Annotated in this window: 14 protein-coding genes; 10 read left to right on the forward strand and 4 right to left on the reverse strand. The window is 52.9% G+C overall.

Features of this window, described 5'->3' with window-relative positions; genetic code table 11:
• The first annotated feature begins 163 nt into the window (after positions 1-163).
• Both ahlS and A3EQ_RS0101145 read left to right on the forward strand, forming a co-directional pair.
• Positions 164-997, forward strand: coding sequence for an AhlS family quorum-quenching N-acyl homoserine lactonase (gene ahlS / locus A3EQ_RS0101140; protein ID WP_020153349.1), 834 nt, complete (start codon positions 164-166; stop codon positions 995-997).
• Positions 998-1,048: 51 nt separating this feature from the next.
• Positions 1,049-2,173: a zinc-dependent alcohol dehydrogenase family protein gene (locus A3EQ_RS0101145; RefSeq protein ID WP_020153350.1), complete on the forward strand. Its 1,125-nt coding sequence runs from the start codon at positions 1,049-1,051 to the stop codon at positions 2,171-2,173.
• Positions 2,174-2,393: 220 nt separating this feature from the next.
• On the opposite strand, the gene A3EQ_RS0101150 is transcribed toward A3EQ_RS0101145, so the two are convergent.
• The 4 genes from A3EQ_RS0101150 to A3EQ_RS0101175 form a co-directional block, all read right to left on the reverse strand.
• Entirely contained in the window at positions 2,394-2,816 is a 423-nt protein-coding gene (locus A3EQ_RS0101150) for a GNAT family N-acetyltransferase (RefSeq protein WP_020153351.1), read from the reverse strand.
• Between the two features lie 164 nt (positions 2,817-2,980).
• The gene (pcp, locus tag A3EQ_RS0101155) at positions 2,981-3,601 is read right to left on the reverse strand and encodes a pyroglutamyl-peptidase I (RefSeq protein WP_026499637.1); all 621 of its coding nucleotides are present in this window, start codon (positions 3,599-3,601) and stop codon (positions 2,981-2,983) included.
• Positions 3,602-3,963: 362 nt separating this feature from the next.
• Positions 3,964-5,352 (reverse strand): 23S rRNA (uracil(1939)-C(5))-methyltransferase RlmD, encoded by a 1,389-nt coding sequence (gene rlmD / locus A3EQ_RS0101165; protein WP_020153354.1) that lies wholly within the window; start codon positions 5,350-5,352, stop codon positions 3,964-3,966.
• A gap of 177 nt (positions 5,353-5,529) precedes the next feature.
• Positions 5,530-6,459 carry a diacylglycerol kinase gene (locus A3EQ_RS0101175; protein WP_020153355.1) on the reverse strand — a complete coding sequence of 310 codons (930 nt, stop codon included), beginning with the start codon at positions 6,457-6,459 and terminating at the stop codon, positions 5,530-5,532.
• Positions 6,460-6,854: 395 nt separating this feature from the next.
• On the opposite strand from A3EQ_RS0101175, the gene A3EQ_RS0101190 reads away from it, so the two are divergent.
• The 8 genes from A3EQ_RS0101190 (at position 6,855) to A3EQ_RS0101230 (ending at position 16,604) form a co-directional block, all read left to right on the forward strand.
• On the forward strand, positions 6,855-8,093 hold the full coding sequence (locus A3EQ_RS0101190) for a dicarboxylate/amino acid:cation symporter (RefSeq protein ID WP_020153358.1): 1,239 nt from the start codon (positions 6,855-6,857) through the stop codon (positions 8,091-8,093).
• Between the two features lie 172 nt (positions 8,094-8,265).
• The gene (locus tag A3EQ_RS0101195; RefSeq protein ID WP_154652801.1) at positions 8,266-9,684 is read left to right on the forward strand and encodes an NAD-dependent succinate-semialdehyde dehydrogenase; all 1,419 of its coding nucleotides are present in this window, start codon (positions 8,266-8,268) and stop codon (positions 9,682-9,684) included.
• Positions 9,685-10,352: 668 nt separating this feature from the next.
• Positions 10,353-12,407, forward strand: coding sequence for a BglG family transcription antiterminator (locus A3EQ_RS0101205; protein ID WP_020153361.1), 2,055 nt, complete (start codon positions 10,353-10,355; stop codon positions 12,405-12,407).
• 246 nt (positions 12,408-12,653) lie between these two features.
• On the forward strand, positions 12,654-13,337 hold the full coding sequence (locus tag A3EQ_RS0101210) for an L-fuculose-phosphate aldolase (protein WP_040369020.1): 684 nt from the start codon (positions 12,654-12,656) through the stop codon (positions 13,335-13,337).
• Positions 13,324-13,791 (forward strand): PTS sugar transporter subunit IIA, encoded by a 468-nt coding sequence (locus A3EQ_RS20450; RefSeq protein ID WP_020153363.1) that lies wholly within the window; start codon positions 13,324-13,326, stop codon positions 13,789-13,791. Before A3EQ_RS0101210 ends, A3EQ_RS20450 begins: the two co-directional genes overlap by 14 nt.
• 45 nt (positions 13,792-13,836) lie before the next feature.
• Positions 13,837-14,112, forward strand: a complete 276-nt coding sequence (locus tag A3EQ_RS0101220; protein WP_020153364.1) for a PTS sugar transporter subunit IIB — start codon at positions 13,837-13,839, stop codon at positions 14,110-14,112.
• Positions 14,113-14,136: 24 nt separating this feature from the next.
• Positions 14,137-15,501 (forward strand): PTS galactitol transporter subunit IIC, encoded by a 1,365-nt coding sequence (locus A3EQ_RS0101225; protein WP_020153365.1) that lies wholly within the window; start codon positions 14,137-14,139, stop codon positions 15,499-15,501.
• 161 nt (positions 15,502-15,662) lie between these two features.
• Positions 15,663-16,604, forward strand: coding sequence for a 1-phosphofructokinase family hexose kinase (locus A3EQ_RS0101230; protein ID WP_020153366.1), 942 nt, complete (start codon positions 15,663-15,665; stop codon positions 16,602-16,604).
• Positions 16,605-16,659: the final 55 nt, after the last annotated feature.

Here is a 16,659-nt window from a genome sequence, read left to right on the forward strand (position 1 = left end):
GAATAAATATATTAATATATTGAAAATATTAAATAATTCCAGTAAAATGACTTTAAATTCCGTATCTTCCGGGTTTTTCCTCGGACCAGAAATGGAATCGCTTACATCCTTCGCGCCGGACCCTTTTCCCATTTTATGAAATTCAAAATAAAGGAGGTTTCTTATGAGCAAGCCGAAACTCTATGTCCTGGACACGGGGACGATGAAGATGGACAAGAATTACTTGATAGCCATGCATAATCCGGCGAGCATCGACAACCCGAACCCGCCGGGGGAATTTATCGAATTTCCCGTTTATGCGGTGCTCATCGACCATCCGGAAGGGAAAATTTTGTTCGATACCGGATGCAATCCGGAAGGCATGGGAAAAAACGGAAGATGGCCGGAAAAGGTGCAAAAGCTCTTTCCCGCCTTCCAAGATGAATCCTGCTACTTGATCAACCGGCTGGAACAATTGAAGGTCAGTCCGAAAGACATTAAATATGTGGTGGCCTCCCATCTCCATCTCGACCACGCGGGCTGCCTGGAGCTGTTCACCAACGCGACGATCATCGTCCATGATCTGGAGCTCGCCAACGTCATGAAACAATACGCGATGACGAAAGACATGGGCGCCTATATTTGGGCGGACATCCATGCATGGATTAAAAACGATTTGAAGTGGCGGACGATCACGGAAGAGGAGGACGAAGTCGAACTCGTCTCCGGCGTGAAAATTTTAAACTTCGGCCCCGGTCACGCTTACGGCATGCTCGGCCTGCACGTGGTTCTGCCCGGCAAGGGGGGAATCATCCTGGCTTCGGATGCGGTGTACACGAAAGAAAACTACGGACCGCCCGTGAAGCTGCCCGGGATCCTTTACGATTCCATCGGATTTTCCAAGACGGTCGAAAAAATAAGAAGATATGCAAAAAAGACGAATTCGGAAGTCTGGTTTGGCCACGACGCGGAACAGTTCAAAACCTTCATCAAATCCACCGAAGGGTATTATGAATGACCGAAAACGCTTCTTTTTTTCATTTTCCTGCGGGAGTGGAGGGATCGGAGCATGAAAATCAAATCGGCGGTTTTGCGGGCGTCCGGTTTGGAACGGCCTTACGCAAAAAGCCAACCGATCAAGATCGAAACGCTGGAACTGGATCCCCCCGGTTACGGAGAAGTATTGGTGCAGATCAAGGCGGCCAATCTTTGCCATTCCGATCTGTCCGTCATTGACGGATCACGACCCCGGCCATTGCCGATGGCCCTCGGCCATGAAGCGGCGGGAGTCGTCGTCGAGGCCGGCGAAGGGGTCGAGGACCTGGAACCCGGCGACCATGTCGTCTGCATCTTCGTCCCGAGCTGCGGCCAATGCCTCCCCTGCAAAGAGGGGCGGCCCGCCTTATGCGAAAAGGGCGCCGAAGCCAATGGGAACGGCACCCTGATCAACGGGTCAAGGCGATTGCACAAAGGGGATGAGCCGATCCACCACCATCTCGGCGTATCGGCCTTTTCCGAATACGCGGTCCTCTCGAGACATTCATTGGTCAAGGTGGACCCCGGCATCCCCTTTGAAAAAGCCGCTTTATTCGGATGCGCGGTCATTACCGGCGTGGGCGCGGTCGTGAACACGGCAAACATCCGATTGGGCAGCACCGTCGCGATCGTCGGCCTCGGCGGAGTGGGATTGAGCGCATTGCTGGGCGCCTCCGCCGCCGGGGCAAGCCGGATCATCGCCGTGGACATCAACGAAACCAAACTGCAAAAGGCCAAAGAACTTGGCGCGACGGATACGTTTAATTCCCGAGACAAAGAGGTGGTGGAAAAGATCAAAGCGGCGACGGACGGCGGCGTGGATTACGCCTTCGAAACCGCCGGAGCCGTGCCGGCCATGGAAGTGGCCTACGCGATTACAAGACGGGGAGGCACCACCGTCACGACGGGCCTGCCCCACCCGGAACATCATTTTTCCTTCCCCCAAGTGACGCTTGCGGCGGAAGAAAGGACGATCAAAGGTTCTTATTTGGGAAGCTGCGTGCCGCAGCGGGACATCCCCCGATATATCGAATTGTTCAAACAGAACCGGCTGCCGGTCGACCGCCTGGTCTCCCACATCATTTCCTTGGAAGAAATCAACGAAGGCTTCGATCGATTGGCCGACGGCGAAGCGTTTCGGATCCTGGTTCGATTTTGACGGGAAAAAGGAAGCCCCGTCCTCCGTTGAAGGCGGGGTTTTCGCCATCTTCTGGCCGCTTTTCTGTTCCGCGGGCCCGCTGCCCGGCCGGCGCCATCCTCTTTTTTCCCTGGCTGACGCGGTACATCCCGATGGAAAACGGGCCGAACCTTTCATTTTCTCTCCGGTCTTCTTCACGCGAAGCAAGGTCTTTCCCGATGAAAGCTGACCGGACCCGGCTTCAGCGTTTTTTCCTGTACAGCCACTCCTCCGACCTTTGATACCCGTTTTTTTCATAAAAGGCCTGGGCGGCCTTGTTGTTCTGTCCCGTCAATAACTGAAAACCCTTCACATTCTTGTCTTTAAAATAATCTTCGGCAAATGCCAGGAGGGCCGTCCCGACGCCCTGCCGGCGGTATTCTTCTTTGACAAACAGCTCCGTGATCTCCGCATAGTTCATCGCATAGCACACGGATTTGAAAAGTTGAACGCAGCAAAAGCCGGCTGGCACTCCGTCAACGAATGCGAGAAAAACCTTTTCCCGGTCGTTGTTCATCAGGGAATCGGCCATAAGTTCCTTCGTCGTGACACCCTGGCCGTTAAATTGCTCATTGAGTTCGAACAATGGATCCACATCATGGATCGTGGCGAGCTTGATCTCCATAAAACTCCTCCCTCAAAACCCGAATCGATGGGCATCCGTTATTCGTCCCGGGACCGTTCATCGGAAAGTTCGGTTCTCAAGGTAACTCGCGCCGCTCTCCTCAACTCGCGGTTTCTTGTTCTATTTAAAGAGTAAAAAAGAGCCAATTTTTTGCAACGCTCTCCTCAACTCGCGGTTTCCTGTTCAGCGAGCACTTCGATCATCAAGACCACGGCCCTTTCCAAATCCGCCTGGGACCAGCTCGGAAGGGCAGGCTGCCGGACCGCCAGCTCGTGGGAGGCGGGCAAATGGACAAAACCGCCGAGCACGGGCCTGTTTTCGCTCTTTATCTTATGCAGCACCGAATACATAATATGGTTGCAAAGATACGTCCCGGCCGTATTGGAAATTTGGGCGGGATATCCCTTTTCATTCAGCCGGTCGACCATCCGGCGGATCGGCAGCGTGGAAAAATAGGCCGCCGGGCCGTCCGGAACAATCGGTTCGTCCCGGACAAAAACGCCGCGATTATCCGGTCCCCCGTCCTTGCAATTGATGGCGACCCGCTCCGGGGTGATCTTCGTCCTTCCCGCCGCAAGACCGAGGGAAAGGACGATATCCGGTTCGATCTCCTCCAGATGGCCCAAACAAACGTCGGCCGATTCGGAAAAATCCACGGGAAGGACCCGCCCAAAAATTTGCAGGCCGCCGATCCTTTTCCCGTCCAGATGTTTGACGATCGGTTCCGTCGGATTCACCGGGTGATCTTGGAACGGAACGAAACCGGTCAGTAACAGCTTTTTCACTTGAACCACTCCCCCGTATGATTTTCTCCAAGCGAAGCAGCCGCTTCTTTTCCCAAATTCACCGGCCTTTTTGCGCAAAAAGCGGATTAAAATTCAACGGCCTTCCATCGTTGCAAAAACGAACAATTCAACCTTTCCGCCAGTCCCTTTTTCACGGACTCCAGGTTCAAACGGTGAACCTCCCTCTCATCCCGGATGAATCGGCGGACCGCCTGGATTCGGTAAAAGGGAACCTTCGCTTTTCCATCTCGGCCCGAATGGGCCGACCAACCATCTCGGATCTGTAAAACGGTAAACCTCTCCTGTTTGATCCCCTTGAGCCGAATGTGGTCAAAAATGTGGTCAAAATGCATGTTGATTCCTTAAATTTCTTGTTCCTTCAACGTCATTCGGACGACGGCTTCCACATGCTTCGTCTGGGGAAACATGTCCACCGGCTGCACCGCTTCCGTCCGGTAGCCGCCGTCTTCCAAAATCCGCAAATCCCGGGCCAAGGTGGCCGGGTTGCAGGAGACGTAAACGACCCTTTGCGGGGACATCTTCAGGATCGTTTCAAGCAGGGAAGGTTCGCAACCTTTCCTCGGCGGGTCGACGACGATGCAATCGGGCCGCAGGCCCGCTTCGTACCATTGTTCCATCACCGTTTCCGCCTTTCCCACGGCAAATTCGGCGTTCCGAATGCCGTTTAATTCGGCGTTCCGCTTTGCATCCGCGACCGCTTCCGGAACGACTTCCACCCCGTATATCTTTTTCGCCCTTCCGGCGAGGAACAGGGCGATGGTTCCGATGCCGCAATAGGCGTCGATGACGGTTTCTTCGCCGGTCAATCCGGCGTATTCCAACGCCTTTTCGTACAACACCCGGGTCTGGACCGGGTTGACTTGATAAAAGGATTGGGCGGATATGGCAAAACGGATGTCCCCGATCTTGTCGTAAATCACGTCCCTTCCCCAGAGCACCCGCGTTTCCTCGCCCAAAATGACGTTGGTCCGCTTCGGATTAATGTTTTGGACAATCGATTTCACGTCCGGAAAGGCCTCCACGATCCCGCGGACCAATTTTTTCCTGTTGGGGATCTCATCGGTGCGGGTAATGAGGACGACCATGATCTCCCTCGTGGCAAGGCCATATCTCACCATGATATGGCGGAGGACGCCCTCGTGCCTTTCCTCATCATAAGGCGGAATCTGCAAGTTCCCGCACAGCTCCTTTACCTTCTGCACCACTTCATCGGTTTTTTCCATCTGGATGAGGCACCGGTCCATGTCGATGATCTTGTGGGTGCGCTCCCGGTAAAAACCGGCGACAAGCTCCCCGTCCTTCATCCCGACGGGCACCTGCACCTTGTTCCGGTACCGCCACGGGTCCCCCATGCCGATGATCGGCCGGATGTCGGCGTGGGCAATCTTCCCGATCCGCTGCAGACAATCCCGGACATGTTTTTCCTTCATGCGCAGCTGGGCGGCATAGGACATATGCTGGAGTTGGCACCCTCCGCATTGATGATACACGGGGCAGGGAGGGATCCGGCGATCGGGGCTTTCGACCGCAAGTTCCAGCAGCTTCCCGTAGCCGTAGCTTTTGTTGGTTTTCAACACCCTTACGGTGCCCCTTTCCCCCGGCAAGGCGCCGGGAACGAAAAGGGGATAGCCGTCCGCTTTGGCCACGCCTTGTCCGTCATGGGTGACATCTTCAAATTCGGCCTCGATGGTTTGATTTTTCGCAACGGGTATGTCCGCTTTCTTCGCCATCTTTTCCACCCTTTTATTCCCGCATCGGAGCGGGCAGACTTCCTGTACGGTTCCGTCTACAAAAAAAATTTCGGCCGGACGGGCCTGCCGTTAAAAAAGTTTCCATTGAAACATTCCGGATTTTCACGAAAAAAGGGCAAAAAGACCTCCGGCCGCCTTCCGTTGATTCGGCAGCATCTATAGATTCTCTTCCAAAATTTTCTTGTCTTCCGGACGGAGTTGATCGATCGGTGCAAATACCTGTAAATGACGGCAAATATTGGTAAACGTTGCGGGGGTTTCCCCGCCCAATTCCCCGTCCAGATTGATCAAAACCTTTTCCGGTGAAGAAACTTTAATCCGGGAAGCCTTGGCAAAAATGATTTTCGGATCGTTTAAATGTTCCCCGCGGAGGGCCATTGTCGCCAGCCGGATAAAATCCGCCAAATTCGTCTTCTTCAGGATGAGCAAGGAAAAATAACCGTCGTTGATCGAAGCGTAGGGAAACAGTTTTTCAAAGCCGCCCACGGAGTTCGTCAATCCGATCAAAAACAGCATCGCTTCCCCTTCAAACATCTGGTCGTCATATTCGAGATTGATGTAAGTGGGCCGTATCGAAGGCAGGATCTCGATCCCCTTCAAATAATAGGCCAGCTGGCCCAACATCGTCTTCAGTTTGCTGGGCACCTCGTAGGTCAGCTCCGTCAGCCGGCCCCCTCCCGCGATATTGATAAAATATTTATCGTTCATCTTCCCGATATCCACCGGGATCGTTTCTCCCTGGAGGATGATCTCCGTCGCCCGCAGCACGTCGCGGGGGAGATGGAGGGCGCGGGCGAAGTCATTGGTCGTCCCGACCGGAATGATGCCGAGCTTCGGCGGATTCTTCTGCCGGGCAAGGCCGTTGACCACTTCGTTCAACGTTCCGTCGCCGCCGGCCGCCACCACGATGTCGCAGCCCCGTTCCACGGCGGATATGGCGGCCTCCGTCGCGTCCCCTTTGCCCGTGGTGGCATGGCAGGAGGTTTCAAACCCGGCCTGCTCGAACCGCTGCAGCACCTCCGGCAAATATTTTTTAAAGATTTCCCGCCCGGAAGTCGGATTATAAATGATCCTTGCTCTTTTCATCGTCATCATCCATTTTTTCATGAATTCATCGAATTAATTCTTTATAATAAAATCATATAATAAGGCCGGTTTCCTTGCAAATTTTTCAAGGCGTTTCCAATCCGCCGCCGGGCCCGCCGGGCAGGACGGAAAAGGGCGGCCTGGGCCGTTTCATCGGCAAAGCCTGGCGAATAACCATTATGCCCATCCTTCAACCGTTTGATGATCGATCATCTCCGGAGAGACGGGACGGCCGTAAAGGACGGCAATCCCTTGCCCTTTTCCGCTTGCGCGCCGCACCCGCCTTTCCCGCCGGACCCGATTCATGCCGGCAAATTCCAGGGAAAGAAGCATTTACTTATTCCCGCAAATCTTTTAATATTTTAATTAGTTTGTTTATAAAGGAGAAGTGAGTCATGAAAGATGCGTTAAAGGCTTACCGGTTTCCCATCATCCTGCTCTCATCCATCATCCTCGGGAGCGCCATCGGGCTGATTTTCGGGGAAAAAGCCGCTGTGCTTAAACCTTTGGGCGACCTGTTTTTAAACCTTTTATTCACCATCGTGGTCCCGCTCGTGTTTTTTTCCATCGCTTCGGCCATCGCCAATATCGAAAGCATGAAAAGGCTGGGGAACATCCTCGGTTCGATGATGGTCGTGTTCGTGGCGACCGGCATTATCTCTTCCATTCTTATGCTCATCGCCGTCATCCTGATTCCCCCCGCCCAAGGCGTCCACATCACCCTCACGGAGCCGGAAAACGCGGAAAAGCTTTCGCTGGCGGATCAGCTGGTGAAAACCTTTACCGTTTCCGATTTCGTCAATATTTTTTCCCGGGAAAATATGTTGGCGCTGATCGTCTTTTCCGTGTTGGTCGGCCTTGCCGCCGGATTGTCGGGGGAGAAGGGGAAAGCCTTTGCGAAATTTCTCGACAGCGGAAGCGAAGTGTTTGTGCGATTGACCCAAATCATCATGTATTACGCCCCCGTCGGTTTGGGCGCCTACTTTTCCTCGTTGATCGGGACTTTCGGGGCCCAATTGCTTGGGGATTACGCCCGGGCCTTTCTCATCTACTTCCCCGTTTCCATTTTCTATTTTCTCGTCGGCTTCACCCTATATGCCTTTTTGGCCGGCGGCAAAAAGGGAGTTGTTACCTTCTGGAAACATATTTTATCCCCCGCCGCCACGGCTTTGGCGACGGGAAGCAGCATCGGCACGCTGCCGATCAATTTGGAAGCGGCCCGGAAGATCGGGGTGCCGAAGGACATCCGGGAAACGGTGTTGCCCATCGGCGCCACCATTCATATGGACGGTTCCTGCCTTTCCGCCATATTGAAGATCGCGTTTGTCTTCGGCATCTTTAACATGGATTTTTCCGGCTGGGATACCTTTTTGACCGCCATCGGCGTCGCCGTCCTTTCCGGCGTGGTCATGTCGGGCATCCCCGGCGGCGGTTTTATGGGTGAAATGTTGATCGTGTCCCTGTACGGGTTTCCGCCGGCCGCCCTCCCCATCATTTCCGCCATCGGCGTCGTCGTGGACGCCCCGGCGACCATGATCAATTCCACCGGGGACACGGTGGCCGGGATGCTCGTCACCCGCCATCTGGAAGGAAAAGACTGGATGGAAAAGGCCGAAGAAGCCGAACTTGTCTGACAAAAAACGAACAAAGATTCATGCCCCTTTGCCGAAGGGCGCTCCGGGCACCGAGTCCGGTGCGCCCTTCGTATTTTTTTATAGTAATATTTTCATAAAATTTTGTATAATGGAAGAAGAGAAACGAAAGGAGGTGCGGTGGTTGGCTTACCATACCGTGTTGTTAAACCGGATGTACGTGAACGGCAAATGGGTCAAGGCGAAAGGCAATCAAACCTTTCCCGTCACCAACCCGGCCACGGGAAAAACGATCGGCTCCGTCCCGGACGGAGGGAAAGAAGACGCACGGCTCGCTGTTGACGCCGCCCATGCCGCTTTCCCAGTCTGGTCCGGCAAAACTGCCGAGGAACGGAGCTATTATTTGAGGAAATGGCATGACGCGATTTTAGATAACAAAAATGAGATCGCGGAGATTCTCGTTCTCGAACAGGGCAAACCGATGAAGGAAGCGCTGGGGGAAATTACATATGCGGCCAGCTTCCTGCTGTGGTATGCCGAAGAAGCGAAGCGCATATACGGGGAAACCATCCCCGCATCGGCGCCGGACAAACGGATTTTGGTTTTCAGGCAGCCGGTGGGCGTAACGGCGGCGATCACCCCTTGGAATTTCCCCGCCGCCATGATCACGAGAAAAGTGGCCCCCGCTCTGGCGGCCGGCTGCACCGTGGTCATCAAACCCGCCGAACAGACGCCATTGACGGCGTTAAAGCTCGCGGAAGCGGCGGAGATGGCCGGATTTCCCCGGGGTGTCATCAATGTGGTCACGGGAAACCCGGAAGAAATCGGTGCAGCCTGGCTCGAGGATCCCCGGGTGAGAAAGATCACCTTCACCGGTTCCACCGAAGTCGGCAAATTGTTAATGAAGGGCGCGGCGGACACGGTCAAAAAAATTTCGCTGGAATTGGGGGGACATGCCCCGGTCATCGTTTTTGAAGACGCCGATTTGGATCTGGCCGTGCAAGGCACCATCCTGTCCAAATTCCGGAACGCGGGCCAAACTTGCATATGCGCCAACCGGGTTTACGTCCAGGAATCCATTTTCGAACCGTTTGTTGAAAAACTGGCGGAAGAAACGAAAAAATTGGTCGTCGGCTACGGCCTCGAACCGGAAACCCAAATCGGGCCCCTGATCGATGAATCGGCTTACCTGAAGGTAAAAAGCCATATCGAAAACGCCGTGGCCATGGGGGCGAAGATCGTCTGCGGCGGGAACCGGGTGAACGATTTTGAAGGCGGTTACTTCCTGGAACCGACGGTATTAACCGATGTGAAAGACGACATGAAAATCATGAAGGAAGAAACCTTCGGACCCGTGGCTCCCGTTCTCACCTTCCGGGACATGGAGGAAGTGATCGAACGGGCGAACGATACGCCCTACGGGCTGGCCGCCTATGCGTTCACTTCGAATTTAAGGACGGCCTTCCTCGTTTCGGAACGGCTGGAATACGGCATCGTCGGAATCAACGATCCCCTTCCTTCCGTCGCCCAAGCCCCCTTCGGCGGATTCAAGGAAAGCGGGCTGGGACGGGAAGGCGGCCATCACGGCATCGACGAATTTTTGGAAATCAAATATGTTTCGATGAAGTTGTAAAATAGATTTTTCGTTCCCCGGTTTTTTCGGTGCTTCTTTTCGCTTCCGCATTTTTTCAATGCGAACCCTTCGATCCCGCGGCTTCGCCGGAATCCGCCGCTTCCGCTCCGGGATGGACGGGCCCCAATGGGAAGGACAATAAGTCCGGAATGAACGGTCAAGCCAGATGAAACGGACGATAAATTTCGGCCCGGGATAAAGGGACCCGTCTAACGGAACGGACGATAAAACTTGGCCTCGGATGAACGGGCCCGCCCATGGGACGGGCGATAAAACTCCCTTTAGGATGTACGCCCCGATGAGACGGCCGAAAAACTTCGGCCCAGGGCAAACGGTCCGCCCAATGAAACGGGCGATAAAACCAGGAAATATATCGGATGCGCACCCGGGTTTTCACTTCTTCGCCGGCTGTCCCGGCTTGACGGGACGGCTTTTTTTCGTCTTTTTCCGAAAATCGCCCGGCGGAAAATCCGCAAGACAAGCCGTGCGCCATCCGCGGGACAAAACCCCCCACAGTCCCCATGCCTTCCCTCCGCCTAAAAATCCCGTTCGGAAAAAACCAATCTTCAACACATTCTTGTAAATTGAACCGACAATATTTGTGATGAAATCGCATTCATGATCGGGTTGAACCATTGTATGCTAAAGATAAGGGAGGTGGCTGCGGATTGATCACATTGGATGACCGAAGTTTGCTGATCTTCAAAGAATTGCTCGTTTCCCCGCGCATCAAAGGGAAAGACTTGGAAAAAAAACTGAATCTCACAAGAAGGCAAATCAACTACAGCATCCAAAAAATCAACGACTGGCTTGCGGACAACAGCCTCCCGATCATCGAAAATCAACGGAATGTCGGATTTATCGTCGACCGTTCCATCATCGAAAGGGTACCGGAATTGCTCCAAATCAGACCGGCGCTTGAATACATCCCGACGAAGAAGGAACGGATGAATCTCCTGTTGCTCATGATCCTGGCGCGCCGGGAGGAGCTTTCCCTGTTCCATCTGGCATCGGCATTAAAGGTGAGCAAAAATACGGTCTTACATGATTTGAACCTGATGGAAAAAAAGTTGAAAGAAAGACAGCTGGCATTAAAATACACGCGGCGCGACGGTTACTTTATCGAAGGGAAAGAGATCGCGAAGCGCAAACTGATCGTCGACACCGTCAATAAAATTCTCCACATGCCGGAGGGATGGAAATGGATCAACGCGATCACCGGCATTACCGAAGAAGATCTCAACCGTCTGAAGCGGAAACTGGAGGTGGTTGAAAAACGGTTGAACAAGCGGTTTACGGACCAGCAGCTGAACACGTTGGCCGTCATTTTCTTGATTCTTTTGCAACGGATGAAGGACGGAAAACACCCGGAACCTTTCGACATCAGCTATGTGGATATTTCGAACACAAAAGAATACCAGGCCGTGGAAGATTTGTTCGGCAACGATGAAAAACTGACCGAGCAAGACCGGCTCTATATCGCCTTGCATCTCCTTTCGTCGAGCGTCGTCTCCACGGAAATGGACCAAGTGAATTTTAAAGAAAAACTGTACGGCGCCATCGAACGGTTCGTCGCCAATTTCGAAAAAGTGGCCTGCGTGAATTTCCAAAGCAAGCACACCCTCTATCAAAAGCTTTACCAGCATTTAAAGCCGGCCTTTTACCGGGTGACCTATGAACTTTCGGTGGAAAACCCTTTGCTGGACTTGATCAAGCAGGAATACGGGGATATCCATCACTTGGTCAAACAGAGCATCGGCCCTTTGGAAAAGTTTTTCTCCGCGCCGATTCCGGAAGACGAACTCGCCTATTTGACTTTGCTGATCAAAAGTTCCCTGCAGCAGCAAGGCGATGATCTTTTGAAAAAGCCGAAAGCGATCGTCGTCTGCCCGAGCGGGATTTCCGTCTCAAAGCTCGTCTTCGAAGAATTAAAGCAAATGTTTCCCGACATCATCTTCCTCGACCATATTTCGGTGCGGGATTTTCCGGCCTTTGAACCGGATTACGATATCGTGTTTTCCACCGTGTTTTTAAATACAAAGAAAAAATTATTCCTGATTCCTCCCGTCTTCACGGACCAAGAAAAACAAAACCTGAAAATCGCCGTGGAGCAGGAACTGAAAAAGAAGAGCCCGGCGCTCATCAATTATGACCGGCTGATGAACATCATCGAAAAACATGCGTCGGTGAAAAACCCGGCTTCCCTGAAAGAAGAACTGAAATCCTTTTTCTACCACACCCAATTTCCGGATGAGAACTACGGGGAAGATTACAAGCCGAATCTGACCGATCTCGTTCCCGTCGAATTCATCCGGCTGCAGCAACCGGCAAGGGATTGGAAGGAAGCCATCCTTTTGGCCTCCCGGCCGCTTCTGCAAAATTCCATCATCGACATGAGCTACATCGATGCCATGATCCGGGTCATCCAGGAGTACGGGACGTACATGATCGCGCCAAAGGTCGTCATCCCCCATGCCAAACCGGAGGACGGCGCCCACAAACTGTGCATGAGCGTGCTCACGCTGAAAAATGCGGTCCGTTTTCCGAAAAATATCTTCATTCAAGTGCTGATCGTCATTGCCGCCGTCGACCGGAAGTCCCATATCAAGGCATTGACCCAGCTGTACGATTTACTGATGGATAAAAACAATGTGGAAACGATGATCGGAACGGACAACCCGATGGTGATCCACCGGCTTTTCCGGGAGTATTCCACCCATTGAATACCCATTTTCTTGCATCGGAAAGGTGAATGGCGGGGAAAGGATCCCGTATTCCGCCCATGGAATGCCCATATTCCCGGCGTCATCTTTCGGGCCTATTTCGGCTGCGGGATTTCCCGGACTTTGCACCGTCTCATGACATCGAGTTTTCCACCGTTATAACGAATGGCACTTGAAGGAGGTGATGGATTTTTCCGCAAACGCCACCATTCGAGAGGAGGGAGCAGCATGACGCAGCAAAAAAAATTGCTGATGGAAGAAGAACGAAAAGCGATTGTCCATTATGGGAAAAAACTGATCGAATCCGGCCTGACGACCGGAACGGGAGGCAATTTGAGCATTTACGACCCGGAAACCGGATATATGGCGATCAAACCGACCGGCATCGATTATTTCGAAATTCAACCGGAAGATGTCGTCATCACCGACCTCAACGGCAACATCGTCGACGGCCGGCTGAAACCGTCCAGCGAGTATGAAATGCACGCCATCGTTTACCGGAACCGCGACGATGCCAGGGCGATGATCCATACCCACGCCTTGTATTTGACAACGATCGCCTGCCTGCGCTGGGACTTGCCCGCCGTCGATTACCTTGTCGCCCATGCCGGCGGAAAAAACGTGCGTTGTGCGGAATACGCCACTTACGGAACGAAGGAACTCGCCGAAAATGCATTGAAGGCGATGGAAGGGCGCAAAGCGGTCCTCCTGGCCAACCACGGCGTCAATGTGATCGGGGAAACCCTCGAACAGGCCTTTGCCGTGTTGGAACAGCTGGAGTTTTGTGCAAAGCTCTACTGGCAAGCCAAGGCCATCGGCGAACCGGTCATCTTGCCGGACGAAGAAATGGAGCACATGGTTTTCAGATTCAAAGATTACGGTCAAAAGAAGAAACCACAGCAAGGAAGGGAACAACATGGGATTATTTAACGAATTGTTCAGCGAGGATCTGGTCTTCCTCGATTTCCCATGCCGGGACAAATACGAATTCTTTGAAAAAATTTCCCGTCTGCTTCTGGAAAAAGGCTATGTAAAATCCAGCTTTCAAAAGGCTCTCGTCGAAAGGGAAGAAAAATATCCGACCGGCTTGCGGACGACGCCGTTCCATGTGGCCATCCCGCATACCGATCCGGCAAACATCGTCCGTCCCTTCATCGCCGTGATCCGTCCGGAGCGCGCGGTCGAATTTAACGAAATGGGAATGAGCGACGAAAAAGTGGAAGCCAGATTTTTGTTCCTGTTGGGACTGAACCGCGGGGAAGGCCAAACGGAACTGCTGTCCCGGCTGATCCATTTATTCAACAACCGGGAAGCCATGGAGCGGCTGATCAAGGAAAACGACAAAGGGAACGTCATCCGGCTGTTGAAGGAAAACATCAACTGATCCCATCGGAACCCAAAAAACTTCAAAATATTGGAGGTTTTCATCATGAAAAAGATTATCGTTGCCTGCGGATCCGGCGTGGCCACGTCACAAACGGTGGCTTCCAAAATCCAGAACCTGCTCCGGGAAAGAAACATCCAAGCCCAAGTGGAAGCCGTCGACATCAAATCGTTGGATACCCATATTAAAACATCCGCCGCCTATGTCGCCATCACGAAACCCGACAAAGAATACCCCATCCCGGTGGTCAACGGCATCGCCTTCCTGACGGGCGTCGGCATGGAAGCGGAACTGGAAAAGATCATCCGCGCACTACAATAAAATATTTGAAAGGAGAAATCATTCATGGATGTGATCCGCTCGATCTTCCAATTCATCCTGGACATGGGCGCCTCCGTTTTCGTCCCGCTCATTTTGCTGGTCATGGGCCTCATCGTCCGCATGAAATTCAAAGACGCTTTCACGAGCGCATTGACCCTCGGCGTGGCGTTCGTGGGCATGAACATCGTCGTCGGTTTCATGATGAACTCGATCGGCCCCGCGGCCCAACAATTTGTCAAAAACACCGGCATTCAATTGAATGTCATCGACGGCGGCTGGACTTCCATGGCGACCCTCGCCTGGGCCTGGCCGCTCGCGTTCCTCATGTTTCCGTTCCAAATCGGCGTAAACCTGCTCATGCTTTTAACGAAACAAACGGATACGTTGAATGTGGACCTCTGGAACGTATGGGGAAAAATTTTCACGGCCGTTCTTGTCATCGGGGTGACCGGAAGTCCGACTGCGGCCTTTGCGGTGGCAATCATTCAAATGTTTATTGAATTGAAAATTGCCGACGTAAACCAAAAACAAATTGAAAGGCTGACGAACATTCCCGGGGTGACCACAACCCACAGCATGAACATCATCGCCGTCATCCTCTATCCGATCAACCGGCTGATGGATTACATCCCCGGCTTGAACAAACGGATTGACGCCAACTGGCTGAAAGGGAAAATCGGCGTCTTCGCGGAAAACCACGTCATGGGCTTTATGATCGCCATTTTGCTTGGAATCTTTGCCAAATATTCGGTCCAGGAAACTTTAATTCTCGGCGTGCAAGGCGGAACGGCATTAACCTTGTTCCCGATGGTGGCGAAGCTGTTCATGCAAGCGTTGGCCCCGATTTCCGACGCCACGAGCGAATTCATGAAAAAGCACTCCCGCGGAAGAAATTTCTATATCGGGTTGGACTGGCCGATCCTTGCGGGCTGCAATGAAATCTGGGTCACCACGATCCTTTTGGTGCCGATCACCTTGGTGTTGGCCGTCATATTGCCGGGCAACAACATTTTGCCCTTTGCCGGCATCATCAACTTGTCCATTGCCGTGCCGGCGCTGCTTGTGACGGGAGGAAACCTGCTCCGGATGGTCATCCTGGGGACCTTGGCGACACCGATCTTCCTGTATGCGGCCACCGAGTTCGCCCCGACCATCACCCAATTGGCGCTCGACACGAAAGCCTTGGAAATTCCCTCCGGGCAAATGCTTTCCTGGAGCACGATCGAATATCCTGTATTCCGTTATATCTTCGCCCATGCGGCAAATATCATCAACGGCGAATTCACCGGATTCATCGCGGCGATCATCTGGCTCGGCCTGTTCGCCTGGTATATCAAAGGCATGCGGGCACGGACAAAAGCCTTTGAAGAAGAAGAAAAAGCGGCATAATTCATCCCGGAAAGGATCATTGAATCATGCCGCACTCGGGAACGGGGCTCCTTTTCCCACGGGGATCGGGAGCCCTTTCTAAAAAAATATCATGAACCTTGGAGAAATTCAATTACCAATTTCCAAATAATTCCGTTTCTACAGATAAGGTGTGGATAGTCGTGATCTATACGGTGACTTTGAATACGGCCATCGACCGGGTTATTTATATCGATGGCATTTTAAGCCGCAAAAAAAACAATAAGGTGAAACGGACCTTTTACGATATCGGCGGAAAGGCCACCCATGTCTCCGTCGTCCTTTCCCGGCTGCGCATCCCGAATATCGCCACGGGATTTGTCGGGGAAAAAAACAAAGAAAAGCTGATGCAATTATTGGAAGAAAAGGGCGTTGCCTGCGACTTCATCGCGCAGGCGGACTGTCCGACGCGGGAGACCCTCGTCATTCTTGATGACGCCGGCGAAGGCAGCTTCATGATTACGGAAAAGGGATTTTCCGTTCATGGGGATACCTTGGAAAAACTGAAAAGGAAATTATCGGAAAAGGTGACGGAAGGCGATTTTGCCATATTCGCCGGGAGCCTTCCCCCCGGGCTGGACGGCGATCAATACCGGGAACTTTTGCAAGCGGCCGCCGAGAAGGGCGGAAAACTCATTCTCGATACAACCGGCGCGCAATTGCGCTCCGCCATCCGACTGAAGCCATATGCCATCAAACCCAATGAAGACGAATTTCAAGAGCTTGTCGGAAAACGGCTGAACACGCCGGACGAATATGCTTCCGAAATCAAAAAACTCCTGCAAGCCGGCATCGAATACGTCATCGTGACTTTAGGCAAAAAGGGCAGCCTGGTCGGGCACGGGGACGAAGTTTACCGGGTCCTTCCGCCCAAGGTGAAGGAAGTCAACGACACGGGCTGCGGCGATGTATTTGTCGGGGGGTTCGTCGCCGGACTGCACCAACGCTTTCCCTTGGAGAAAATGATCCGCTTCGCCACCGCGTTAAGCGCATCGAAAGCCGAGCAGCCGGAAAGTTCCGCCTTTTCCCCGGAAAGGGCAGAACAGCTGGAGGGAGAGGTCGTCATCCGGCGATTGCCGGCATGACGAGCCTTTTGCTGAAAGGAAGAACAATAGGCTGAACGGGTTTGCGTGCATTTAT

The sequence above is a fragment of the Caldibacillus debilis DSM 16016 genome (assembly GCF_000383875.1).
Lineage (GTDB): Bacteria > Bacillota > Bacilli > Bacillales > Caldibacillaceae > Caldibacillus > Caldibacillus debilis.